Source organism: Stenotrophomonas nitritireducens, from assembly GCF_001700965.1.
Lineage (GTDB): Bacteria > Pseudomonadota > Gammaproteobacteria > Xanthomonadales > Xanthomonadaceae > Stenotrophomonas > Stenotrophomonas nitritireducens_A.
In genome coordinates, this window is record NZ_CP016756.1 from 2,541,440 (window position 1) to 2,564,943 (window position 23,504).

The 23,504-nt window shown below is 65.4% G+C and carries 25 protein-coding genes; 12 read left to right on the forward strand and 13 right to left on the reverse strand.

All coding sequences use genetic code 11. The features are described from left to right. Nucleotides 1-24 precede the first annotated feature (24 nt). The gene (locus BCV67_RS10615) at nucleotides 25-300 is read left to right on the forward strand and encodes a YcgL domain-containing protein (protein WP_062170546.1); all 276 of its coding nucleotides are present in this window, start codon (nucleotides 25-27) and stop codon (nucleotides 298-300) included. Continuing rightward, nucleotides 293-3,631, forward strand: a complete 3,339-nt coding sequence (locus BCV67_RS10620; protein WP_062170544.1) for an ankyrin repeat domain-containing protein — start codon at nucleotides 293-295, stop codon at nucleotides 3,629-3,631. Before BCV67_RS10615 ends, BCV67_RS10620 begins: the two co-directional genes overlap by 8 nt. Nucleotides 3,632-3,771: 140 nt before the next feature. On the opposite strand, the gene BCV67_RS10625 is transcribed toward BCV67_RS10620, so the two are convergent. Next, nucleotides 3,772-4,200, reverse strand: a complete 429-nt coding sequence (locus BCV67_RS10625) for a hypothetical protein (protein ID WP_062171907.1) — start codon at nucleotides 4,198-4,200, stop codon at nucleotides 3,772-3,774. 144 nt (nucleotides 4,201-4,344) lie between these two features. Between BCV67_RS10625 and BCV67_RS10630 the strand changes: the two genes are divergently transcribed. The 4 genes from BCV67_RS10630 to BCV67_RS10645 all read left to right on the forward strand — a co-directional run bounded on the left by BCV67_RS10630 (nucleotide 4,345) and on the right by BCV67_RS10645 (nucleotide 6,913). After that, complete coding sequence (locus BCV67_RS10630) at nucleotides 4,345-4,593, forward strand: hypothetical protein (RefSeq protein ID WP_062170542.1); 249 nt, start codon at nucleotides 4,345-4,347, stop codon at nucleotides 4,591-4,593. A 109-nt stretch (nucleotides 4,594-4,702) separates the two neighbouring features. Next, nucleotides 4,703-5,617 (forward strand): bestrophin family protein, encoded by a 915-nt coding sequence (locus tag BCV67_RS10635; protein ID WP_062170540.1) that lies wholly within the window; start codon nucleotides 4,703-4,705, stop codon nucleotides 5,615-5,617. Between the two features lie 29 nt (nucleotides 5,618-5,646). Beyond that, nucleotides 5,647-6,636, forward strand: coding sequence for a porphobilinogen synthase (gene hemB / locus BCV67_RS10640; protein WP_062170538.1), 990 nt, complete (start codon nucleotides 5,647-5,649; stop codon nucleotides 6,634-6,636). A 1-nt stretch (nucleotide 6,637) separates the two neighbouring features. Beyond that, nucleotides 6,638-6,913, forward strand: a complete 276-nt coding sequence (locus BCV67_RS10645; RefSeq protein ID WP_062170536.1) for a hypothetical protein — start codon at nucleotides 6,638-6,640, stop codon at nucleotides 6,911-6,913. Nucleotides 6,914-7,108: 195 nt separating this feature from the next. On the opposite strand, the gene BCV67_RS10650 is transcribed toward BCV67_RS10645, so the two are convergent. After that, entirely contained in the window at nucleotides 7,109-7,987 is an 879-nt protein-coding gene (locus BCV67_RS10650) for a TolB family protein (protein WP_062170534.1), read from the reverse strand. Between the two features lie 52 nt (nucleotides 7,988-8,039). Here BCV67_RS10650 and aroE point away from each other — a divergent pair, with 52 nt between their 5' ends. From aroE to BCV67_RS10670, 4 genes are all read left to right on the forward strand, one after another. Continuing rightward, on the forward strand, nucleotides 8,040-8,888 hold the full coding sequence (aroE, locus tag BCV67_RS10655; RefSeq protein WP_062170532.1) for a shikimate dehydrogenase: 849 nt from the start codon (nucleotides 8,040-8,042) through the stop codon (nucleotides 8,886-8,888). Nucleotides 8,889-8,896: 8 nt separating this feature from the next. Next, entirely contained in the window at nucleotides 8,897-9,253 is a 357-nt protein-coding gene (locus tag BCV67_RS10660) for a hypothetical protein (RefSeq protein WP_062170530.1), read from the forward strand. 74 nt (nucleotides 9,254-9,327) lie between these two features. Continuing rightward, nucleotides 9,328-11,427 (forward strand): ATP-dependent DNA helicase DinG, encoded by a 2,100-nt coding sequence (gene dinG, locus BCV67_RS10665; RefSeq protein WP_062171904.1) that lies wholly within the window; start codon nucleotides 9,328-9,330, stop codon nucleotides 11,425-11,427. Between the two features lie 375 nt (nucleotides 11,428-11,802). Next, nucleotides 11,803-12,231: a hypothetical protein gene (locus BCV67_RS10670; protein ID WP_062170528.1), complete on the forward strand. Its 429-nt coding sequence runs from the start codon at nucleotides 11,803-11,805 to the stop codon at nucleotides 12,229-12,231. A gap of 809 nt (nucleotides 12,232-13,040) precedes the next feature. On the opposite strand, the gene BCV67_RS10675 is transcribed toward BCV67_RS10670, so the two are convergent. The 4 genes from BCV67_RS10675 to BCV67_RS10690 all read right to left on the reverse strand — a co-directional run bounded on the left by BCV67_RS10675 (nucleotide 13,041) and on the right by BCV67_RS10690 (nucleotide 16,090). After that, nucleotides 13,041-13,421, reverse strand: a complete 381-nt coding sequence (locus BCV67_RS10675) for a DUF1761 domain-containing protein (protein ID WP_062170526.1) — start codon at nucleotides 13,419-13,421, stop codon at nucleotides 13,041-13,043. A gap of 571 nt (nucleotides 13,422-13,992) precedes the next feature. After that, complete coding sequence (locus BCV67_RS10680; RefSeq protein ID WP_057626952.1) at nucleotides 13,993-14,259, reverse strand: hypothetical protein; 267 nt, start codon at nucleotides 14,257-14,259, stop codon at nucleotides 13,993-13,995. A gap of 88 nt (nucleotides 14,260-14,347) precedes the next feature. Beyond that, nucleotides 14,348-14,620, reverse strand: a complete 273-nt coding sequence (locus BCV67_RS10685; protein ID WP_062170525.1) for a YdeI/OmpD-associated family protein — start codon at nucleotides 14,618-14,620, stop codon at nucleotides 14,348-14,350. A 93-nt stretch (nucleotides 14,621-14,713) separates the two neighbouring features. Continuing rightward, entirely contained in the window at nucleotides 14,714-16,090 is a 1,377-nt protein-coding gene (locus BCV67_RS10690; protein ID WP_062170524.1) for an amino acid permease, read from the reverse strand. Nucleotides 16,091-16,231: 141 nt separating this feature from the next. On the opposite strand from BCV67_RS10690, the gene BCV67_RS10695 reads away from it, so the two are divergent. Then, nucleotides 16,232-16,984 (forward strand): hypothetical protein, encoded by a 753-nt coding sequence (locus BCV67_RS10695; protein WP_062170523.1) that lies wholly within the window; start codon nucleotides 16,232-16,234, stop codon nucleotides 16,982-16,984. A gap of 16 nt (nucleotides 16,985-17,000) precedes the next feature. Here BCV67_RS10695 and BCV67_RS10700 read toward each other — a convergent pair whose 3' ends face one another. From BCV67_RS10700 to BCV67_RS20335, 7 genes are all read right to left on the reverse strand, one after another. Beyond that, the gene (locus BCV67_RS10700; protein WP_062170522.1) at nucleotides 17,001-17,579 is read right to left on the reverse strand and encodes a methyltransferase family protein; all 579 of its coding nucleotides are present in this window, start codon (nucleotides 17,577-17,579) and stop codon (nucleotides 17,001-17,003) included. Nucleotides 17,580-17,666: 87 nt separating this feature from the next. Beyond that, nucleotides 17,667-18,236 carry a hypothetical protein gene (locus BCV67_RS10705; RefSeq protein ID WP_065868105.1) on the reverse strand — a complete coding sequence of 190 codons (570 nt, stop codon included), beginning with the start codon at nucleotides 18,234-18,236 and terminating at the stop codon, nucleotides 17,667-17,669. Nucleotides 18,237-18,480: 244 nt separating this feature from the next. Then, entirely contained in the window at nucleotides 18,481-19,623 is a 1,143-nt protein-coding gene (locus BCV67_RS10710; RefSeq protein ID WP_062170519.1) for a nitrilase-related carbon-nitrogen hydrolase, read from the reverse strand. A gap of 395 nt (nucleotides 19,624-20,018) precedes the next feature. Further along, nucleotides 20,019-20,525 carry a hypothetical protein gene (locus BCV67_RS10715; RefSeq protein WP_062170515.1) on the reverse strand — a complete coding sequence of 169 codons (507 nt, stop codon included), beginning with the start codon at nucleotides 20,523-20,525 and terminating at the stop codon, nucleotides 20,019-20,021. A 48-nt stretch (nucleotides 20,526-20,573) separates the two neighbouring features. Continuing rightward, the gene (locus tag BCV67_RS10720) at nucleotides 20,574-20,933 is read right to left on the reverse strand and encodes a hypothetical protein (RefSeq protein WP_057626960.1); all 360 of its coding nucleotides are present in this window, start codon (nucleotides 20,931-20,933) and stop codon (nucleotides 20,574-20,576) included. Continuing rightward, a complete protein-coding gene (locus tag BCV67_RS10725; protein WP_062170513.1) occupies nucleotides 20,930-22,117 on the reverse strand; it encodes a class I SAM-dependent methyltransferase in 1,188 nt (395 codons plus the stop codon). Before BCV67_RS10725 ends, BCV67_RS10720 begins: the two co-directional genes overlap by 4 nt. 19 nt (nucleotides 22,118-22,136) lie before the next feature. After that, nucleotides 22,137-22,421 (reverse strand): hypothetical protein, encoded by a 285-nt coding sequence (locus tag BCV67_RS20335; RefSeq protein ID WP_156455896.1) that lies wholly within the window; start codon nucleotides 22,419-22,421, stop codon nucleotides 22,137-22,139. A 150-nt stretch (nucleotides 22,422-22,571) separates the two neighbouring features. Between BCV67_RS20335 and BCV67_RS10730 the strand changes: the two genes are divergently transcribed. Further along, nucleotides 22,572-23,423, forward strand: coding sequence for a DUF1838 family protein (locus BCV67_RS10730; protein WP_062170511.1), 852 nt, complete (start codon nucleotides 22,572-22,574; stop codon nucleotides 23,421-23,423). Nucleotides 23,424-23,504: the final 81 nt, after the last annotated feature.

Below are 23,504 nucleotides of genomic sequence, written 5' to 3' on the forward strand. Positions count from 1 at the left end.
CGATGCAGGGCCAAGCCCGCTGGCATGCAAGCTTACGTCTATAAAAGCCAACGCAAGCAGGACACCTACGTGTACCTCGCCAAGCGTGATGATTTCGATGTGATCCCGGCGTCGCTGGGTAACACCTTGGCCCCGTATACCTTCGTGCTGGAGGTGGCCCTGACCCCCGAACGTCGCCTGGCCCAGGCCGACGCCGCACTGGTGCGCGCCAACCTGGCCGAGCGCGGTTTCCACCTGCAGGCGCCGCCGTTGCCATTGGCACCGGTGAAGATCGCCCGTATCGACGGTCGCGATGACTGAAGCATTACGTAGCCGCGTTGTAGCCGCCGCGCTGGGCCTTGGGGTGTTGTTGACCCTGGCCACGGCGTTCGGCGGCGTGGCCGCGGCCGTATGTGGCGTGCTGGCCCAGCCGGCGTTCGCCTTGGCGGTGTCGTGGTGGCGGCGCAGCCGCACCGTGACGCCGACGCTGGCTACCTTCAAACGCGAGCTGCCCGGCTTGCTGGGGCTGTGGGCTGGCGGCGCGGCGGTGGTGGCGGTGCTGGTGTCCTGGCCATTGGCCGCGCTGCATGACAGCGGCAGCCTGGCGGCGGTACTGGCGCTGAGCATCGCGGTCAGCGTGGCCCTGCTCGCCTTGTGGCGTACCTGGCCGTTGTGGCATGCGATGGAGCGTGAAGACAGCTCGCTGCGCACGCAGTGGCAGTCGCTGAGCGGTCGCAGCCTGGATTCCTGGCATGGCCTGGGCGCGGCCGCCATCGTGTTGCTGTTGTGTGCGGCCATCGTCGCGCCGGCCTGGCCTGGCCTGATTGGCGCTGGCCTGCGCTGGCCGCTGGCCATTGCCACCGCCGTGGCCGCACCGCTGCTGCATCACCTGCTGCAGTCCATGCGCAGCGCGCCGGTGGCAGCGGCCGGCAAGGGCAGCACCGTGCAGCAGCCGGCGTTTGATCCGTTCGCCGAAGCGCTGGCCGAGCCGGCACCGCTCGAGCCTATCGCCCAGCACGAACTGGTGCCGCAGCTGTACGATGCCGCCCGCAGCGGCCGGATCGACCGCGCGCTGCAGCTGCTGGATGCCGGTGCCGATCCGCATGCACCGGCCCCGGCCGGGTCGCGCGACCAGCGCAGCCTGGCAGTGCTGGCGGCGGTATTGCCGGACCTGCGCCTGCTGCGTGCGCTGATCAGCCGTGGCGTTGATGTCAACCAGGCCCATCGCGGCATGACCCCGTTGCTGGCGGCAACCCGCGACAGCTGGCATGGCCGTCCCGAAGCGGTGATGACCCTGCTGGCCAATGGTGCCGATCCGCGCACCCCGGATGCCGATGGCAATACGCCGCTGCATCACGCCGCACGCAGTTCCGATCCGGGTGTTGCCGCGCTGCTGCGCGATGCTGCTGCCGAGATCGATGCGCTCAACAATGATGGCCATAGCCCGCTGGCGGTGGCCTGCCAGGCCGGCAACTGGCGGCTGGGCAAGTTCCTGCTGGAACGCGGTGCCAAGGTCGAGCCGGCCGATGGCGTGCCGGTGCTGGTACAGGCCGCAGCCACCGACGACGACGACCCGGCCGGCGTGCAGCTGCTGCTCAAGCACAAGGCGCGGCTGGATGCGCGCGACCGTCAGCGCCGCAGCGCGCTGCACGAGGCCGCATTGGCCGGCCATGTGGATATTGTCGAAACGCTGATCAACGCCGGTGCCAATGTGGAGCCCCGCGATGCCGCCGGCCGCACGCCGTGGCTCGACGCGGCCTCGCAAGGACATGCCGCCGTGCTGGAACGCCTGCTGGCGCACAAGCCCGATGTGCATGCCGTTGATGGTGAAGGCAGCAACGCGGTGCTGCTGGCCAGCCGCGCAGAACATGTGTCGGCCGCGCTGATCCGGCGCCTGCTGGACCTGGGTATCGCCGCTGATGGGGTTGGCAGCGATGGCCGCCGCGCCATCGAGCATGCTGCTGCGGCGGGGCGCTGGAGCATTGTCTCGCTGCTCGACCCGAGTTATCCGTTGCCGGTTGCGGTCAGTGATGCGGCCAGCAATGCCGAGGGCGCAGATGGCGATGCCGCGCCGGTGCTCAATGACCGCGCACCGTTGGCGCTGCTGCGCGAGGCGCTGGTGTTCGGCAATGTCGATGGCATGGCGCCGCTGGCCAAGCTGTGCGTGGCCGATGAACTGGGCGGCCTGCTGCATGATCCGGAGCTGGCGCTGCAGCCGCGCGTGGTGGAATGGCTGCTGGGCCAGGGCGCTGCGCCGGAAGTGCTCGACGCCTGCGGGGATACCCCGATGTTCGCGTTGCTGTCGCGCGGCGTCGATGCGATTCCCACCTTGCAGGTATTGCTGCAGCACGGCGTGTCGCCGGCCGGTCGCGGTGGCCTGACCCGCTTCCTGGCCGCCTGCGCGCAGCACGACCACGGCGCACGCAGCACCGAACAGTTCGCCCTGGAGCTGCTGGAGCGTGGCGCCGATCCGTTTGCCGCCTCGCCGGCCGGTGATCCGGCCTTGTCGCTGGCCGTGCGCCTGGGCTGGTTGAAGCTGCAGCAGACGCTGCTGCTCAACGGGGTTGATCGCGAGGCCCGCGACAGCCACGGCATGACCGCCTTGCACCTGGCCACCGCGCTGGCCCGCGAATCCGCCCTCAAGCAGCTGGTGCTGCAGGGTGCATCGCCCGATGCGCGCGCCGCCGATGGGCAGACGCCGCTGGGTGTTGCGCTGTCCAGCGGCCGTCGTGATCTTGCCGATCTGCTGGACTGGCGCGGCTGGCAGCTGCCGCTGCGCCCGCTGCGCGACGCCGACGTCGCTGCGGCGGCAATGGCCGGAGATGCCGATGCGGTGCGTCGCCTGCTCAATCTTGGTTTCGCCGTCGATGCGGTCGACGCGCAGGGCTGCACCGGCCTGTTGCGCGCGGCTGGCGGCGGTCATGGCGCGGTGGTGGACCTGTTGCTGTCGCGCAGTGCCGATCCGCAGCATGCCGCGGCCAGTGGTGCCACGCCGTTGTCGGCGGCGGTGAGCATGCGCCAGACCACGATTGTGGCGGCGCTGCTCAATGCCGGTGCCAAACTCGAACATCGCCTGCCCGGTGGCGTCACCGTCTTGATGCTGGCGGCCGCGCTGGGCCTGCCGGATATCGTCGCGCGCCTGCTCACCGCCGGCGCCGATGTGCACGCCGGTGACGACCAGCAGCTGGCGCCGCTGCATTGCGCCGCGCTCTATGGCTTCACCTCGCGTGATCGCTCTCGCCTGCTGGCCCTGCTCGACACCCTGCTGCTAGCCGGCGCCGAACCGGACCAGGCTTCGGCCGGCACGGTAACGCCGCTGCTGTTGCTGCTGGGCGCACGCGCCGAGCCGGGAACGGCCTGCGACGAGAGCGTCGTACTGGCCGCCGTGGAACGCCTGCTCGACGAGGACGTGTCGCTGGAGGTACGTGATCCGCGCGGCTTCGGCCCGCTGCATCTGGCCGCGTTGCACGGCCTGCCGCAACTGGTGCAGCGCCTGCTGCGCGCCGGTGCCGATCCGGAAATGCGCGACGCGATCAACCGCACCCCGCGCGACATCGCCATCATGCGTGGCTTCATCGACGTGGCCGGCGAGTTCGAGCCGGCAGTGCCGGGCGTGTCGTCAATGGCGCGCTTCCTGCGCGATCGAAGCTGATCGTATTACGTGGGCTGGTTGCAGCCCGCGAGCGACGCAGTTCCTGCAACGTGCAATGGCAGCAAGCAACGGCACTTCAAATGCAGTTAAAAACAAGGGCGCCAATCGGCGCCCTTGTTGTGTCAGCTCACGCGCCAGACTTACTTGCCCGCGCCCGGCGGCACCCAGATCGCCACGCCGGCGGCGCGCTTCTGCTGGGTGGGGATGCCAACGCTGAGGCCACCGGCGGTATGGCGGCCAAAACTGCCCGCGCCCACCGACATGCCGACCGGCGAACCACCGGCGCCCACACCCATCAGGATCACGCCGTTGGCGCCGAGTGCGGCGGCTTCGCGCTTGAGCCGGGCGATGGCGGCGTCAGTCTGGCCCTGGGTACCAAAGCCGACCGCGCTGGAAGACTCCAGCTGGGCGATCTCCACCGAGCCTGCCGGCGGGGTGGAATAGATCTGCACAGTGGCCGGGTCCACCGGTGCGCGGGCCTGGCCCAGCATGACCTTGGAGGTGCTGGCGCAGCCGCCTGCAGCCAGGGCCACGCCGAGGGATAGAGCGATAGCGAACGCAGTTTTCATGGTTTCACTCCCCGGTGATCGGTAATTGCGGATGATCCATGGCATCGGCTGAATCTGTCGAGAACTTCCGGCCAGGGGGGAGGGCCTTTTGCTCGGCACCTGTTCCCGGCTATCTTGCAATCTGTATTTGGTGGAGGAAAGCACATGGGGCTGATCAGCCTGATTTGGGGAATTATTGCCCTGCTGTGGATGATTCTGGCTTTTATTCCGCTATTGGGCTGGGGGAACTGGGTTCTGATCCCGTTCGCGGCGGTGGGGGCGATCATTGCCGCCGTTGGCCTGCTGTTCACCCACGCCAGCAAGCGCGGCCGGGCCAAGACCGGCCTGCTCCTCAACGCCATTGTCATTGTTGTCGGGGTGATTCGTTTGAGCCTGGGCGGCGGCTTCATCTGAGCCTGGGCAGGCCCAGGCCGGCGGGGTACGGCCAGGGGGCGTAAAATGACGGGGCTGGCCGGAGGCCCTCCGGCGCTGTTGGCCTGTTGCAGGCCCGTCCCGTCTCCCGATGATCATCCGTCCCCGCCCTACCGGCTGGCAGCTGCTGTACATCCTGCGTGGCTCCATCGTGCCGGCCATCGCCCCCAAGGTGCTGGCCATTGGCGTGTTGGCGGTGGGGGTGGCGGCGTTCAGTCGCAGCTGGCACCCGCTGGGTGGCAGCGGCCTGTCGGTGGTGCCGTTCACCCTGCTGGGCCTGGTGCTGTCGATTTTCCTGAGTTTCCGCAACAACGCCTGCCACGACCGCTGGTGGGAAGGCCGCAAGCTGTGGGGCCAGTTGCTGATCGAATCGCGCAGCTTCGCCCGCGAGGCCGCCGCGCTGCTGGCCGCCGAGCCGCAGCTGCGCCAGCGCAGCACGCGGCTGGTGATCGGCTTTGCCAGTGCGCTGGCGGCGCGCCTGCGTGGCCGCGATGAGCTTGCTGCCTGCGCGCCGTGGCTGCAGCCTGACCAGGCCGCGGTACTGGCGCGGCGCAATGTTCCCGATGGCGTGTTGAACCAGCTGGCCAGCGAGCTTGCCGTGCCGCTGCGCGAAGGCCGCTTGGATCCGTATCTGTACGCCCAGTTCGAAGCGCGCCTGCATGGCATGGCCAGCGTGCAGGCCGGCTGCGAACGCATTGCCGGCACGCCGCTGCCGTTTGCCTACACCTTGCTGCTGCACCGCTGCGCATGGCTGTTCTGCGTGCTGCTGCCGTTTGGTTTGGCCGGTGCACTGGGCTGGGCCACGCCGGTGGTGTCGATGCTGCTGGCCTATGCCTTCTTCGGCCTGGACCAGCTCGGCGAGGAGATGGAAGACCCGTTCGGCACCGAGCCCAACGACCTGCCGCTGGACGCCATGGTGCGTACCATCGAAATCGATCTGCTCGACGCACTGGGCCACAGCCCGCTGCCCGAGCCATTGCAGCCGCAAGGCTACCGGCTGCAATAACCCTGTTTTCAGAATCAAGGAGTACCGCGATGATCCATCCCCAGTACCGCCCGCGCCGCATGCGTCACGATGAATTCTCGCGCCGGCTGATGCGCGAAAACACGCTGACCAGCAACGACCTGATCTGGCCGGTATTCGTGCATGAGCTGGATGGCCGCACGCCGGTAGCCTCGATGCCGGGCGTGGACCGCATGTCCATCGATGAACTGCTGCGCGAAGCCGAGCAGGCGCTGGAACTGGGTGTGCCGGTGATCGATCTGTTCCCGGTGATCGACCCGTCGCGCAAGTCGCTGGACGCGGCCGAAGCCTGGAACCCGGAGGGCCTGGCGCAGCGCGCCGTGCGCGCGCTCAAGCAGCGCTTCCCCGAGCTGGGGGTGATGACCGACGTGGCACTTGACCCCTACACCACGCATGGCCAGGACGGCATCATCGACGACACCGGCTATGTGCTCAACGACATCACCGTCGAGGCGCTGGTCAAGCAGTCGGTATCGCATGCCGAAGCCGGCGTGGACATCATTTCGCCGTCGGACATGATGGACGGCCGCATCGGTGCCATCCGCACCGCACTGGACGACGCACGGCATATCAACGCGCGCATCATGGCCTATTCGGCCAAGTACGCCTCGGCCTTCTACGGCCCGTTCCGCGATGCGGTGGGCAGCTCCGGCAACCTGGGCAAGGCCGACAAGAAGACCTACCAGATGGACCCGGCCAACAGCGACGAAGCCATGCGCGAGATCGCGCTGGATCTGGACGAGGGCGCCGACATGGTGATGGTCAAGCCGGGCATGCCCTATCTGGACATCGTGCGCCGGGTGAAGACCGAGTTCGGCGTGCCGACTTTCGCGTATCACGTCAGTGGCGAGTACGCGATGTTGAAGGCAGCCGCGGCCAACGGATGGCTGGACGAACGCAAGTGCGTGCTGGAGACGATGATCGGTTTCAAGCGGGCCGGTGCCGACGGCGTGCTCACCTATTACGCACCGCAGATCGCGCGTTGGTTGAAGGAGGCGTGAGATGAATGTTCCCGGCCTTGAAGGCTACAACTGGGCGGTGTGGCTGATTGGCGTGCTGGTGTTTGCCGTGGTGATCGGCGTGTTCATTGCCGCCATCGTGCGCGCCGGCAAGCGACCGCCGCAGCTGCATTCCGCCGCCGAGCGGCTGCAGCGCGAGGCAGGGCAGGGTACGGATTTGCAGGCCAAGCTGCGCGAGCTGGATCTGCGCAGGCAGGGCGGGCAGATCAGCGAGACCGAATATGAGGCGATGCGCGCGGCGGTGTTGGCGGGGAAGTAGGGTTTGTTGGTTTGCGGGTGCTGAAAGCTTTGGGGCAGAAGCACCCCTCCCCAACCCTCCCCTTGGCCTGCGGCCAAAGGGAGGGGGCTGATGCCGCAGGCTGCCAAATTGCCGGGGCTGATCGCTTGTCTCCCTCCCTTTCGCGTAGCGAAGGGGAGGGCCGGGGAGGGGTGAGCTTTGTTGCAGCCCACCGCCTCAACGGCAGGAATCATCTCCATCAACCACCGGCGCCTTCATCCGGTACAGATCCATGCCACCTGCACGTGGCGAACGAGCCTTGCCGCTGACCACCAGCTCGCCCGGCTTGTTGGCATCGATGAGTGCGCCACGCGTGTGGCTGTCGGCGGTGTTGAACGATAGATCCAGCAAGTACGGCTCGGCCCACTGACCCTGCAGGCACTGTGACAGCCACAGCTGGGTTCCACCCTGCGCATTGCTGCGGGCGACGACCACGCCGCGTCCGCCGCCCAACCAGCTTGCATCCACTTCGTCGCCAGGCGTGTTGATGCCGGCCAGGGCGGTCACGGCGGCAAAGCCGTTACCACTGGCCCGCGCCTGCCACAGATCCCAACCGCCGCTGCCACCGCCGCGATTGCTGGCAAACAACAGCCGGCCATCGTCGGCCAGTGCCGGCGAGCGCTCATCCTGCCGGGTATTGGTGGTCGGGCCCAGATTCTGCGGCGCACCCAGGCTGCCATCGGCCGCCACTGCCGCCCGGTACAGATCAAACCCGCCGTGCCCACCCTTGCGGTTGGAGGCGAAGTACAGCCAACGGCCATCGCTGCTGAGGAAGGGGTCCAGCTCATCGGCGCTGCTGTTCAAGGCCAGTGGCTGCGGGCCGGTCCAGCGCTTGTCCTGCAGCCGTGCCTGCCACAGGTCCCAGCCGCCGGCGCCGCCGGGGCGGGTGCTGGCCCAGATGATGCGTTGCCCATCCGCCGACAGCGTTGCGCGGATTTCATCGGCGCCGGTGGAGACTATCCCCATGCCTTCGATGCCGAACTCGGAAAGCGCCGAGGCGATCGGGGTAAAGGGTAAACTCAGGCTCAGCGCGAGCAGCAAACGTCGGGTCCGCATAAGGGTCCAGCCAGTAAAGTCGCGTCCAGTCTAGGTCATGCAGAGGATCCCAATGAGCGCTCCACGCTACGCAGTGTTCGGCCAGCCCATCGCCCATTCGCAGTCGCCGCGCATCCAGTCCGCGTTTGGCAAGGCGCATGGCATCGACGTGGATTACCGCGCCATCGAGGCCTCGCCGGAAGACTTCGCCGCCGCGCTGGAGGCCTTTGCCGCCGACGGTGGCGTTGGCGCCAACGTGACCTTGCCGCACAAGGAGGCCGCATTTGCCCTGTGTGCCACCACCACCTCGCGCGCGCACCGCGCCGGCGCGGTCAACACCCTGCTGCGCAAGGGCGAGCGCTGGCACGGTGACAATACCGACGGCATCGGCCTGGTGCGTGATCTCACCGGCCGCCACGGCCTGGATTTGCGTGGCCGCCGGGTATTGCTGCTCGGTGCCGGTGGCGCTGCACGCGGCGTGGCACCGGCGTTGCTGGATGCCGGCATCCTCGAACTGATCGTGGTCAACCGCTCGCCGGAACGCGCCGACGCGCTGGTCGATGCGATGAGCGAACCCGGCCGCGTCATTTCCGCGTACTGGGATGCGCTGCGCGAACAGGGCGACTTCGAACTGATCATCAATGCCACCTCGGCCGCACGCGGCGAGGGCAACGGTTTCAACCTGCCGCTGTCGCTGGTCAACAGCATGACCACGGCGGTGGACCTGAACTACGGCGAGGCCTCGATCCCGTTCCTGGCCTGGGCGCGCGCGGCCGGCTGCCGCAACAGCTTCGATGGTCTGGGCATGCTGGTGGAACAGGCGGCCGAGAGCTTCCAGCAATGGCATGGCATGCGCCCCGAAACCGATGCGATCTACGCCGAGCTGCGCGGCCGCGACGCGCTGCTGGTCACCGCGGACTGAGGCCGGCCATGGACAGTTCGCAATTACTCAGCACCCTGCTGGTATCCGTCGGCTACCGCCTGCCGATCCTGATCGCATTGGCGGTGGCACTGATGATGGTGCTGGACACGCCGCGCGGAAGTATCCGTACTGCAGCCTTGTCCGGCCTGTCGCTGCTGCTGGGCTGCGGTATCGTTGGTGGCCTGCTGGCGGTGTGGCCGCTGTTGCTGATCGCCAAGGGCAGCTATGGCAGCCTGGGAGCATTCAGCACCTTGATGAACATTGCCCAGTTCGCGGTGGCGTTGGTGCAGGCCGCCGGTTTCGTGTTGTTGGCCTGGGCTTTGTCGCGCGCCCTGCGGCTGGCGGGTCAGCAGGCAAAACCCTGAGTTACAGGCAGTTTCAGTGAATGCGGGCGGGTATGGGAAAATACCCGCCTTGATTGAGCTGCGGGCAGGTTGGCGTGACGGAAAAAGTAGAAGCACCGCGGGCGCTGACCGAGGACATCAAAACCGGCATCCGTGACGCTTACAGCAAGCTGCAGGCGAATACGCCCGGTTTCAGTACGCGCCGTTCGCAGAGCCAGATGATCGGCGTGGTATCGCGCGCGCTGGGCACCGGTGGCGTTGGCGTGGTGGAAGCGCCCACCGGCGTCGGCAAGAGCCTGGGCTATCTGACCGCAGGCGTGCCGATCGCATTGGCCAGCAAGAAGAAGCTGGTGATCAGCACCGGCACCGTGGCCTTGCAGTCGCAGCTGGTCGAACGCGACATCCCCAACTTCCTCAAGTCCACCGGCCTGCAGGCGACGGTGGCGCTGGCCAAGGGCCGCACCCGTTACCTGTGCACGCGCAATGCCGCCGAAGCACAGGGCGAAGGCGTGCAGGAAGGCATGTTCGGCGACGACGTGCAGCTCTACGACCGGCCGTTGGCACCGATTGAAATGGACGTTGCCGAGAAGCTGACCAAGGCCTTCATCGAAGGGCGCTGGAACGGTGACCTGGACAACGCCCCGGAAAACGTCACCCCCACGCTGCGCATGCGCATCACCACCCCGGCTTCGGCCTGCGCCGGCCGCCGCTGTGCGTATTCGGCGCAATGCCCGGTGTTGCGCGCGCGTACCGAAGTGCGTGATGCACAGATTATCGTCACCAACCATGCGCTGCTGCTGTCGGCGCTGTCGCTGGGTGACAGCGACAGCGGTCAGCCGCTGATCGCGCCGCCCGGCGAAATGCTGCTGGTGCTGGACGAAGGCCACCATATCGGCAACGTCGCCATCGATCAGGGCGCGGCCAATCTGCCGCTGGACGACATGGCCAAGCGCACCAGCCGCCTGCAGATCCTGATTGCCGGCGCCTACCGCGCGGTGGACAAGGACAAGCTCGGCAATCTTTTGCCCAACGAAGCCATCGATGTGGCATCGCGGGTCAGTAAGCTGCTCAAGGCCTTCCGCGACGAGATCGGCAGCGTGTGGATTCCGCAGCCCGATGACCGCGAACCGATGTGGCGTGCCGCAAATGGCCGCCTGCCCGAGTCCTGGCGGCAGCCGATCGAAGTGCTGGCCGATGAAACCCGCACTCTGCTCAACTGGGCCACCGCAGCTGCGTCGGCGGTCGCCAAGGGCAAGCAGGACGATCCCGCCGTCGAGCGCCTGCAGCGCAACCTGGGCATGGCCCAGGAAATGATCGAGCAGCAGTACAACCTGTGGGCCGGTTGGCGCCGCGAGGACAAGGAAGGCCAGCCGCCGATCGCGCGCTGGGTGACCCTGTCACGCGATGGCGACTACATCCTGCATTGCTCGCCGGTGTCGGCGGCGATGGTGCTGCGCAAGCTGCTGTGGGACGAAGTGGACTCGGTGGTGATGACCTCGGCAACGTTGACCGGCGGTGGTGATTTCCAGTCGCTGGCCATCGACAACGGCATTCCGGAAGAAGCGGAAATGGTGTCGCTGGCTTCGCCATTCGACCTGCCCAACCAGGCCGAGTTGATCGTGCCGCAGTTCCCGGTGACGCCGGATGACCGCGAGCGTCACCCCAAGGAAGTGGCCAAATACCTGGCCGCCGAACTGGATTGGGACAAGGGCAGCATGGTCTTGTTCACCTCGCGCTGGAAGATGGAAAAGGTAGCCGAGCTGATGCCGGCGACGCTGCGCAAGAAGGTGCTGGTGCAGGGTGACGGCGCCAAACAGAAGATGATCGACGAGCACATCCGGCGCACCTCGGCGGGTGAGGGTTCGGTGCTGTTCGGCTTGAATTCGTTTGGTGAGGGCCTGGACCTGCCTGGTGAAGCCTGCACCACGGTGGTGATCACCCAGGTGCCGTTCGCGGTGCCGACCGACCCGCAGACCTCGACCTTGAGCGAGTGGTTCGAGAGCCGCGGCTTGAACTCGTTCAACCTGATCGCGATCCCGCATGCGCTGCGCACCTTGACCCAGTTTTCCGGGCGCTTGATCCGTACCTCGACCGATACCGGGCGGGTGATCATTCTGGATTCGCGCTTGCTGACGCGCAGGTATGGCAAGCGCATCATCGATTCGCTGCCGCCGTTCAAGCGGGTTATTGGCTGAGCCAGGAGGCTGCGCCTCCGTTCCCTCTCCCCAACCCCCGCTCCGCGCCCCGGCCTTCGCTTACGCAAAGGCGCTCTGAGAGCAGCGAACCAATGGTTCACAAGCTGCTCTCAGTCGCCCCGTAAGGGGAGAGGGGCTCGAAGCAAAGCTGCAGTTTCAAATGATGGTTCAACCTGCAGAATCCTAGCTCCTCTCCCCTAGCGGGGTGAAAGGGGCCGGCTGACGAACCGGAGGTTCGTGGCACCTTGAACGACCTTGCGCTGGCGCAAGGGCCGGGGCGCGGAGCGGGGGTTGGGGAGAGGGGGGAATCTCCCAGCTGGCGCAACCCTCCGCCAACCCGTAAAGTTCGCCGCCTTTCCTTGAATCCGACCCCCAATGGCCACTCCCCACGCAGCCTTTCCCTGGACTGCACAGCTACAGCGCCTGCAGCAGCGCGACAGCGCGCTGGCCATGCCGGCGGCGCTGCCCATGTTCGCCGCCGAAGACAAGGCGTTGACCGCTGCAGGGCAGGCACTGGAGCTGCTGTTGCTGGCCGGTGAACATCTGCTCAAGGCAGATGCGGACGTTGGCTTGGTCGCTGACGAGTTGCGCCGCTTCCAGAAGTTCGCGCCGCCGGGACGGCCTTCGGTACAGATCGTGCAGTTGCGTCGGCAGCAGTCGACGGTGCAGCAGGCACAGCGGATCGCACGCCAGACATTCATTCGCAACGCCGATGGTTTTGCACGCGCGATCGCGCTGGACGTGCCGCAGAAGTTGGGCGTGGTGGAAACGGTGATGCGCTGGCTGCGCGCAAATCTCGCGTAACGCAGTTCTTCAGCTCCCTCCCTTGCGCAAAGCGCAGGGGAGGATTGGGGAGGGGGGCCTTGGCCGTGGCTCCAGCTTTCGCAGTTGCAGTTGCAGTTGCTCTGGACTTTGACTCACCGGGCCCCTTCTGTAGCGACGGAGCCGGCAGACAAGACCCCGAACGGGGCGACGTGCAGGACGCACGTCGTTTTTCGACGATACAGGGATGTATCGTCGAAAAATCCTGACGGCGAAGTGGACCCGCGTCGCGTAGCGGCGCGGGCGCGGAGGCAGGGTGTGCTTTCTTTTGGTTATCTTTTCTTTGCACAAGCAAAGAAAAGTGACTCGCTCCCCGAAGGGGAGAGAAAGCCTTGGCATTGGCTTCAGTTGTTGCTGTTGCTGTTGCCAAAGCCAAAGCAAAGTGCAAGTGCAAGTGCAGAGCTTTCGCCCACCTTCGGTGCGCGAGCACACCTTTCTTTGCTTGTGCAAAGAAAGGTGGCCCAAAGAAAGCACACCCTGCCTACGCGCCTTCCGCGCTACGCGCTCCAGGTTCACTCCGCTGCCGGGATTTTTCGACGATACATCCCTGTATCGTCGAAAAACGACGTGCGTCCTGCACGTCGCCCCATTCGGGGTCTTATCCGTCAGCTCCGTCGCTGCGGAAGGGGACCCGGTAGATCAAAGGCCGGAGCCACGGCAAAAGCCAAAGTCAAAGTCAAAGTCGGAGCCGAAGCTGAAGCTGAAGCTACCCCTCCCCAGCCCTCCCCTTGCCTGCGGCAAAGGGAGGGGGCTAAAGCAACAGCAGGGAGCTTCGCTACTGTCTCAGTGCCTTAATGCCACAAGCCCAGGATCAGACCGAACAGCACGAACTGTACGGCGTGGTAGCCACCATCGATCGCCCACAGCTTTCCGCTGCGCTGCGCGAACTGATAGTTGATGCCGAAGCTCGCCGCGACCATGCCCAAACCCGCGACCAATCCGCATATCAGCGCCTTGCGCAGTTCCGGTGCCGGGCCGATGAACCAGGCGAACGCGAACGCCGCCAGCAGTGAAAACACGAGCGCAACCCCAAATACCTTGCCAGGATGCCCCTGTGGTACTTCGCCACCGTTTTCGCGGTTCCATGCACGGCCAAACAGCAGCGGTGAATACCACAGGCCGCCCAGCAGAAAGCTCGACACAGCGGCCAGCACCACGGCATAGACGTTCATGCGTTTCCCCTGAAGCAGTGAGCGATGCCGCATCCTAGCGCCGGCGCAGGTGCTTGCGTAACAACAGCGCAGCATGTGTCGCGACGGCAATGTAGGAGCGGCGTAAGCCGCGAAGCAGGCGCTGCATCAATCCGCGAAAAGCCATCCCTCCCCAACCCTCTCCTTCGCTGCATGAAAGGGAGGGCGCAGCGTAGTGCCGAGCCATGCTCGGCAAGGGGCTTTACCGGCAAGTCCAAGCCGAGCATGGCTCGGCTCTGCAACAGCGCAGCATGTGTCGCGACGTCGGTGTAGGAGCGGCGTAAGCCGCGAAGCAGGCGCTGCATCAATAACAGCGCAGCATATGTCGCGACGGCAATGTAGGAGCGGCGTAAGCCGCGAAGCAAGCGCTGCATCAACACGCGGAAAGCTACCCCTCCCCAACCCTCCCCTTCGCTGCGCGAAAGGGAGGGCGCAACGTAGTGCCGAGCCATCCTCGGCAAGGGGCTTTACCGGTAAGGCCCCAGCCGAGCATGGCTCGGCTCTACAGCAGCGCGGCGCCGCGGCGCTGCGGTTGCACCAACCCTGCGAAACCTCAGTCCGCTTCGGGGCGGTTCAACGCCGAGGTCATTGCTGCTGCATCCTCGCGGTTGAGGAACAGATACTCCAGTTCGGCGTTGCCGAACTTGTCTTCCAGTTCCTGCTTGCGCACCGGGTGGTTGCCGAAGCGGAAATGGGTGCTGCCGTCATCGACGTTTTCGATGGCATACACGCCGAAGGACGGCGGATTTGTCAGGGTGCCTTCCAGCTTCACGGAGGCCGGGTCGATGGCACGCTGGATGAGGTCTTCTAGGTCGATCATGGCGTAGCAACAGGACTTATGGGGGTGTTTGGAGGAAGTGGAATCGCTGGCGCGTCCCACGTCAATGCGTTTGATGTTTCAAGTTGCGTCACTTGCCATCGGATAACCACCCGATGGTCAAGGCAATACGCGGTTGTCGGGTACGGTCACGGCTGGTCTCACCTATCCATTCCACAACATCGCGTTGGTAGCGGGGTGTGAAACCGCCAACGGCTGCCTTGGGCGCCGGTACAGTTGCCAGGGCCCCGGTGGCCGCGCCGCGGTCGCTGTGCACACGCCGGCGGAGCACGCGCAGCAGGGGCTGGGCGAAAGCAGCGGCATGGGCGATGTAGGCGTCGACGCGGGGTTCGGCTGTGGACATGACTGGCCTCGGATGGGCGCAGCCTGCCGTCACTGGCGCACTAAAACAAGCCCATCGTGACGATGGGCTTGCATGCCAGCTGATTTGGCACGGTCAGGCGCGGCGGGCGTGCCTTGCCAAACCACTGCACAGTGCGATGAAGGCGGTGAAGGCGGCCATCGACAGGAACTGCAGGCGGGTTTCCGGGGTGAGCAGCAGCAGCGCGAAGATCAACGCCAGGATCGCCAGCGCCAACACCGTCAGGAACGGGAAACCGGCCATGCGGAACGGCAGCGGTGTACCCAGCCGATCGGCGCGACGGCGCAGGATGAGCTGCGATACCAGGGTGATGGTCCAGACCAGCAGGCAGGTGGAACCGACCACGTTGAGCAGCACCGGCAGCACCTTGTCCGGGTAGATCAGCTCCAGCACGGTGGCGGCGAAACCGAACAGCACGCTGGCCAGCACCGCCACCACCGGCACCTGGCGGGTATTGGTGACGCCCAGCCAGCGCGGGGCCTCACCACGTTCGGCCAGCGAATAGATCATCCGCGAGGCGCCGTACAGGTTGGCATTGAGCGCCGACAGCAGGGCGATCACCGCGATCAGGGTGATGGCAGTGGCCGCACCCGGGATGTTGGCCACCTGCAGCACCGCAGCAAACGGCGATTTGAGGGTGGGGCTGTTCCACGGCACCACCGCGATGATCACGCCGATCGAGCCGATGTAGAACACCAGGATGCGCCAGGCCACGGTGCGGATGGCACGCGCCAGGCTGCGCTCCGGGTCCTGGGTTTCGGCCGCGGCCACGGCCACGATTTCGGTGCCGCCAAAGGCGAAGATCACCACCAGCAGGGCCGCGCCGATGCCGGCCAGGCCCTTGGGCATGAAGCCGTCATGGCCGGTGATGTTGGCCAGGCCCGGCGAGGGCACGTCCGGCAGCAGGCCCAGCAGCAGGGCGATGCCGATCAGGATGAAGGCGATGATGGCGCCCACCTTGAGGATGGCGAACCAGAACTCGAACTCACCGTAATTGCGCACGCCCATCATGTTGATCACGGTGAACACCACCATGAACGCCAGCGAGGTCAGCGGCACTGAAAGCTGCGGCCATACCGTACTGAGCAGGCCGGCCGCGCCCACCGATTCGGCGGCGATCACCACCACCAGCTGGGCCCACCACAGCCAACCCACGGTGGCGCCGGCAGTGGCGCCCAGCGCATCGGCGGCATATACCGAGAACGCGCCGCTGGCCGGCCGTGCGGCGGCCATCTCGCCCATGGCGTGCATCATGATGATGACAAGCGTGCCGGCCACCAGATAGGAGATCAGTACCGCCGGGCCGGCGGCCTGGATACCGACGCCCGAGCCCAGGAACAGGCCGGCGCCGATGGCGCTGCCCAGGCCCATCATGATCAGCTGGCGCGGCTTCAACGCACGTTCCAACTGCTGCGACGGTGCCGGGGCCGGGGCGGAAGAAGGGTTGGGCATCGGCTGTGTTTCGGTGTTGAGAAGGGCGACACGATACCGCGTCCGTCCCTTGTCGTGTCCCCCGGCATGCCTGTGGCGGCCGACAAATCGCTACGATGATCGCCTCGGCGCCGATGTGCGCCTGCAGCAAGTGGTGCTGGCATGCGTGGTCTGGATTTCAGCTCTTGGCAGGGTCTGCTGTCGACCTTGTTTGGCCTGGCGATCATCACCCTCATCGGTGTCGGCATTCGCCTGCTGGTGATGCAGGTGGTGCAGCAAAAGCGTGAGGCGGCCAACCGCCAGATCAACGAACGGCTGAAAACCCTGATAGCCGCCTACAAGACCCTGGGCGGCTCGTTCACCGGTGATCTGAGCGTGGACCCCAGCCATCTGCGCGACGTGCGCCGGCGCGCGGCCGAGCTGGCCGAGGGGCAGGCCGTGACCACCGCCGAAGGCACCGTGCTGCTGCCCGTGGTGGACCCGGGTGAGGCCGGTGAGCGCGCCCGCCGTACCCGTGATGCGGTGGAAGCGGCACTGTCGGATGTGATCCTGCTGGGCACCGAGCAACAGGTGCGGCTGGCCGCGCGCGCTGCCAGCGACATGGTCGAGGGGCGGCCGATCCATACCGCCGAACTGGTGATTTCGCTGCGCGATTTCATCCGCAGCGTGCTGGACCTGGAGGTGATCCCGGCTGCCGTCGCCATTCCGCGGCAAGGCCCGCTGCGCCCGGCCAGCAGTGGCGGAGGCGGCAAGGGCAGCAAGGCGGCAGACCGGGAGGGTGGTGGTGCCGGCGGCAAGGGCGGTGGCGGCGCCGGCGGTGGCATGGGTGGCATGGGGGCCGGCGTGGGCATGGGCGCCGGGCTCGGCTACGGGGCAGGGCGCAGCGGGGAAGACGACCCCGAGCGCGCGCCCTGAGCATTCGCCGCCGCTACTACAGCAGCGCGGGGATCAGCATCCTCGTGCGCGCCGCATAGTCGGCGTAGGCCTGCCCGAAATGCGCAGCCAGGAAACGTTCCTCCTGGCGCAGCTTGGCCCAGAACGAAGCCAGCACGATCAGCACGGCTACCACCCCGCGCCACTCGCCAACCACCAGCGCGTTGCCGCTGAACATCAACAGCACGCCGCTGTAGATCGGGTGGCGCACCCGCGCATAGGGGCCGCTGGTGATCAGCTCATGGGCCTGCTTGATCTGCACATTGCCGCTCCAGTTGCGGCCCAGCCGCCAGCGTGCCCAGATCGCCAGGATCAGCCCGCAGAGGCATAACAGCAGACCGGTGGCGTAGATCGGCAACGCGTGCGGCACGAACTGCTCACGCAGCCAGCCCTGCCCGAACCACGACCCCGGGCCGAGCAGCAGCACCGCCACCAGCAGCGGCAACCAATACACCAGCAGCTGTTTCCAAGGCGATTCGGTGCGCGTCACCGGCTTGGCCTGCGCCGCGCTTGCACCCCAATACACCAGCAGTATCAGCCAGCACAGCTTCACGCCCAGATCGAAGGCAAGTGGCATTGCGTATACCGAGTGGGTAAACGGATCGAAAGGCCACCTTATACCGTTGCCCGAACGCAGGTGTCACAGCGGGATGAACGCAGCACGTCAGGCGATGCGTTCCACCCGGCACAGCCGGCACAGCGGGTAGCTGTCCAGCAATGGCAGGATCGCCGCATGCATGCGCTGGAAGCTGTCGCCGTACATGTACAACGCGGTTTCGGTAGGGCCTTGCCAGTGACTGTTGACCATGCCGATGCCGTCCAGGCGACGTTCGCATTCGTCGTGGACGTGGTTGGAATCGCAGATCTCGTAGATTTCCTCGGGCAACGCAGTGCCGTTGAGGTACAGGGCCAGGCCTTCATGCTGGCCCAGTGCGATGCGTTCACTGTCGTTGCCCACCGTCATGTACGAGCCCTTCGGCGCCAGCATCGCTTCGAACAAGCGCCCGACCATGGCGATCCTGTCGGGGCTGAGGTCATCCACGCGCACTTCGATGTCGCAGGCAGCCACCTCGCCGTTGTCGGCAAGCAGGGTGCCGCCGCCGACCACTTCCGCACCCAGGTCGTGCCCGTTGCAGGCATCACTGAATGCGTCTTCCAGCTCGGCACGATGCATGGGCTGCAGGCGCGCATTGAGCCTGACGATCACGATGCCCGTTCTTTTTTTCTTGAACATTCCCAGCATTGCAGACTCCGGCACCAAGGAACGGGCGTTCCCAGCCATGGCCGGTCAACATCCCCCTGGGCGCAGTATCGGCAGCGGGATGTGCAGGGTAAGTGCAGATTCTGCGAGCACGATCACACTTGAAAGGGCCGCTTCTGTTCAGCAATGCATATCGCGCGCTGCGCGGGCGGGGCCCTGCGACAGGCGCATCGGACCTTGCCGGCCCGATGCGCGCATGTGCTGGCAGCCGTGCCTGTTACTTCCAGCGCGACTTGCCGCGGATGTAGCGGGCGGCGTCTTCCAGCGAGGTGGGCAGGTATTCCGACCACAGGTTCGGCGGGTAGGCGTTCTGGTAGGTGTCGTAGACGTCGCGGAACAGGTCCATGTGCACCACCGGCTGGCGCTTGCGTGCACGCAGTTCGGCGATCGGCACGCGGCCCAGCACCAGGGTTTCTTCCTTGCTCTGTGCCTCGGCGATGGCCTTGCCGCTGGGGTCGTACAGGGCGGTGCCGCCTGAACCCGGGTCATCGAAGTAGGGGCCGTTGTCTGGCGAGATCGAGTTGTTGACGATGGACGAGTAGACGCCGTTGTACATCGCGCAGGCGGCCACATCCATGTCCGAGAAACCGCCCGATGCGGTGCGCAGGAATATTTCCGCGCCCTTGAACGCCATCGCCCGGAACAGCTCCGGCTCGCGCTGGGTGGAGCTGGTGCAGATGTTGCCCAGCGGCGTGCGGGTGACCGGTACCACCGCATCGCGGCCGTACATTTCAACGTAGCGGTCGAGCACGTCGTAGGTGGTGGTGGTGAACAACTCGAAATCCGGGAAGGCGCCCTTGAGGTTGCGCGCCTTCCAGTGCTTGTCCACGATCTCGCCCTTGTCGTTCATGATCGTGGTGATCGACAGCACGTGGCCCGGCCAGTCCGGATCGGTGGCGTAGGCGCCGAACACGATCCAGGTACCGTACTGGCGTGCCTTCCTGGCGATGGCCTCGGTTTCCTCGCCGGGAATGGTGATGGCGAACTTGAGGATTTCCTCGCGCGTCCACTTGCGCCAGCCGGTCAGCGGGAATTCGTGGAACTGCAGCAGGTCGGGCTTGGCGTGGTAATGCGCCTTGTCGATCAGGTCCAGCATGTGCGCCAGGTTGCCCTTGGTGGCCGACTTCCATTCGCGCGCATCGAAACTGTGTACGCGCGACTGCACCAGGCCCAGGGTCCAGGCCGGCTTGGCCAGCTCCACCGTTGCATAGGTGCCATCGGTGCGCACGTTGAGTCCATCCGGGCCCTTGCCCATGGCCGCCTGCACCGGTGCCGAGGCACCCAGCAGGGACGGGCCAACCGCGCCCAGTGCGGCCAGGCCGGCGGCACTGCCCAGGAAATGTCTGCGGGTGTTGCTCATTGGGTACCTCGGTGGTTGATGGCGTGGATCATGTTGGTTGCGGTTGCGGTTGCGGTTGCGGTTGCGGTTGCGGTTGCGGTTGCTTGTGCAGTTGCTCTGGCTCCGGCTACTGCTTTCGCTTTTTGCTTCTGGCTTCTGGCTTCTGGCTTTAGGCTTTTGCAATTGCTTCTGCTTTTGCTTCTGCTTTTGCAGTTTCCCTTCTCCCGCTTGCGGGAGAAGGTGCCCCGAAGGGGCGGATGAGGGGAGCTTTAAAGCTTTAAAAGCTTCCCCTCACCCCAACCCCTCTCCCGCGCGCGGGAGAGGGGCTTCACAGCTGCAGCTTTCAGGCAGCACTTGCAGCGTTCAAACAAACGCGGGGCGCCATGGCGCCCCGCGTTGATCGTCGTTGCGGAGGATCAGATCGGGTCGCCGTTGAAGCTCTCGCCCTTGATCTTCTGCCAGTCGCGGCTGACGAACTTCTCGTCGATCAGCGTGCGCTGCACCAGCACGCCGTTCTTGTACCAATGCCAGATGCGGTTGCGCATCTGACCGCAATCGGAGAGCTGGATCATCTCGTACAGTTCAAGGCCTTCCTCGCCCTTGCGCTTCCAGTACAGCATGACGGTGCGGTGATGGTCGTCCAGCGGCACTTCGGCAGCCCAGCCGTAGATCAGCTCGTTGTCGAAGATCACCCGGCCAAATTCATAGCGCGTCGGGAAGTCGCGGACTTCCACCTTGCCGTCCGCCCAGCTGTAATGATTGGTCTGGTGGTAGGGCAGGTTCTCGTCGCTGGTGAAGCGGCAGATCAGGCGCGACTTGTGCTCGTCGATCTTGTCGCCGTTGGCATCGTAGTAACGGTACACGCCGTCCCAGACGCCTTCGTGGCGGGCCAGCAGCGGCATGTGCAGTTGCATGTTCGGCATTACGGTTTCCCTTGTGGTCGTGTTGATGTCATCAGTTGAGGCCGGGCCTCATTCGTTGCGAAGTGCATCCATCACTTCTTCCATCGGCACGTCCATAGCACCGCCTTCCAAGGCCTCGGTTTCCTGCTGCACGATGCGCAGTACCCGGGCGATGTATTCCTTCATCCACAGCGTGCGCTGGGCTTCGGCCTCACGGTCCGGTCGGAACTGGTCCAGTTCTTCGCGGCTGAGCAGGCCTTTGTTTTCGATCAAGCGTTCCAGCGCATCCAGCCGCTGGTGGGTCACCGCGTTCTCCATGGCGATGGCCATGGCGATGGACAGCACACGCTCCACGTCCGGGTCCTTGAAGAAGTACGGACGCTTGCCACGGGCGCGGCTGCCGGCCAGGGCGATCGGATCGATGCTCATGCTTTCCAGGCTCCAAACATGGTCCACAGCGCAGCACGGCCGTGGTCTTCGCCGCTTTCGCTGGCGACCGGGAAGATGTCCCGATCGACCACGCCACGGACCTTGGTTTCGAAATAGCGCTCCGCCTCGAAGCCGGCCGCGGCCATCATCTGGCGCAGGTCGTATTCGTGCATCACGCTCCAGAACGGCTCGTTGTTGTTGTACGCATCCCAGTCGCGGATGAACTGCTCGTAGGGATCCATGCCGTGGTACTGCGGCTGTTCCAGGTGCGCGGTGAGGCCGCCGGCGGCAAGCAGGCGGTGGATTTCGCGCAGCTTGCGTGGCATCGCCGTGGACGAGCTCTCGTGCCAGAACATCGAGGTGGTGATCAGGTCGAACGTGCCGTCGGCATAGTCCAGTGCTTCGCCATTGGCCTGGCGGAAGCGGATGTTGTTCACGCCAAGCGCGCGGGCACGCGCATGCGCATAGCGCAGCATTGGCGCGGCCACGTCGATGGCGATGACCTCGGCCTCCGGGAACGCCTGCGCCAGCGGCACGATGTTGTGGCCAACCGTGCAGCCGATGTCGAGGATGCGGCGTGGCTTGAATTCGGGATGCTGTTCCTGCAGCCACTGCGCAAGCGCCTGGCCACCGCCATCGTTGTAGCGGCCGAGCATGCCGCCGGTGGTGGCGAAGATGCCGCAGTCGTAGTTGGCCGCTGCCGACACGTCATCGGCCAGCAGCTCGGTGTGGTAACCGCCGGGCATGCAATGGATGTCAACGGCGCTGGAATAGCGCGGCACCTTCACCGAAGCGTCCAGCTGCAGGCCGTCGTCACTGGCATTGAGTGCGCGTGCCTTTTCGATCAGTGCATCCACCTGCTTGAGCACCAGGCCGCGGCCGGCCTGCTGGCGCATCTCCATGCTGCTGCGACGCAGGGCGCTCCAGGTCTGGTAGATGCCATCGGCGGCCATTGCCTTGCGCACTTCGTGGCGGGTTTCCGGGGCGCGGCCTTTTTCCTTCTCGAACGCCGGCTTCACCCGCTGCTCGTAGGCCAGCTTGACCTTGGGGCTGAGCTGGGTGGCCAGGTAGCCGTTGAGGTTGGCGAGGAAGTCGAAGCGGGCCGTGTCATCCAGCGCGCTATCGGGGAACACCGCGTGGCGGCCTACGTGCTGCCAACTCGGCGGCAGGGCTTGCTGGCTCATGGCAACTCCTCGGAAGGCTTCAAGTTCTAAAGTTATATCTATATGTCATGCGGATCTGGTCAGGGTCAAGCGTCCATTGGTACCAGTGTCCTGCTGCCGCCCCAAGGGCCTGGAAAACCCCGCCGCCAGCTGCTGCAGGGGCGTCGCGCATCTGCCGCTTCCCCGAATTTCTCAAATGTCCGGACAAAAATCCAGTGCCGTTTTTCACGGCATCGCCCGGTGAAATTTTGTTGCAAAGCAGCATCTTGCGCAGTCTTGCCAAACGCCGCTGCAGCAGGGTTTTCGCCCGCCCCAGCACTGCCACGGGATCTGCGACATAGGTTCTACAAATGATTGGACAATCATGTACTAATGATATAGCTATATGACATCTTTGACGGGTCGAGAGGCTCGTCTTCCGTGGTCGGAGCGCCGCAGGGGCTCCACTTCAACCGGGGGGTTGGACGTGATTCGAATGTCATCGGTTTTGCTGGCTGCCGCAATTGCACTTTCGCCACAGGCAAAAGCGCTGGATCTGCAGTCCGAACAGGGCAGCGTTGAGGCAATGGTCAAGTTGCGTTGCTCGCTGGACCCGAAGCAGGAGGAGATCCTGTGGTGGGCCGGCACCCTGTTCTCGCAGGAGCCGGGGCAGAAGCCGGCACCGCTGCTGGGCTTCGAGGGCTACAACATCTGCCGGGCCGAAAAGCAGGCCGATGGCGTGTGGCGTCTGTATACCCGCGAGCTGACCTTCTACCGCGACCTGAAGACCGGCAAGATCATCGACAGCTGGGACAACCCGTTCTCCGGCGAACGCAACGACGTGGTGCAGGTTGCCAACGACCCGGTCAACACCGTGCTCAATGCACCGGGCCGGCCGCTGCACCTGCCGTGGGTGGAAGCAGGCGACCAGGTGATGCTGACGCTCAACATTCCGTTGGCCTATCCCAACCCGTTGCAGCCCAGCGAATTCCCCGCTGAATCTTCCGGCCCGACCTACATGGGATCGGAGCACTTCATGTTTTTCGCGCCCCGCGCGGACCTCGAAAACCCGGCGCTGAAGAGCGTGCCGGTCACCTACGGCTGGACCCGTGTCGGGCCGTGGCTCCCCTGGATGAAGCTGGGCACACGCCCGGGCAATCTGCTGTACGTCGCGCAGGGCAACAAGCGCGCCTCGGTCAGTGAACTGCCTGCCGATATCCAGGAGCTCGTCCGTACCCGCTACCCGGAGTATGCACGCGCACCTGCAACCTGGGTGCAACCCAACGTCACCAGCTGGAGCTACTACAAGCAGCTCAAGCAGGGTGCGGCGGCGAAACAGCAGGACTGAAGTACGGAAACACTGGACGGAACCCTCCCCCAAGACGGCGCATCCATCCTCCCAATCCATTCCGATCAAACTTTCCAGTCG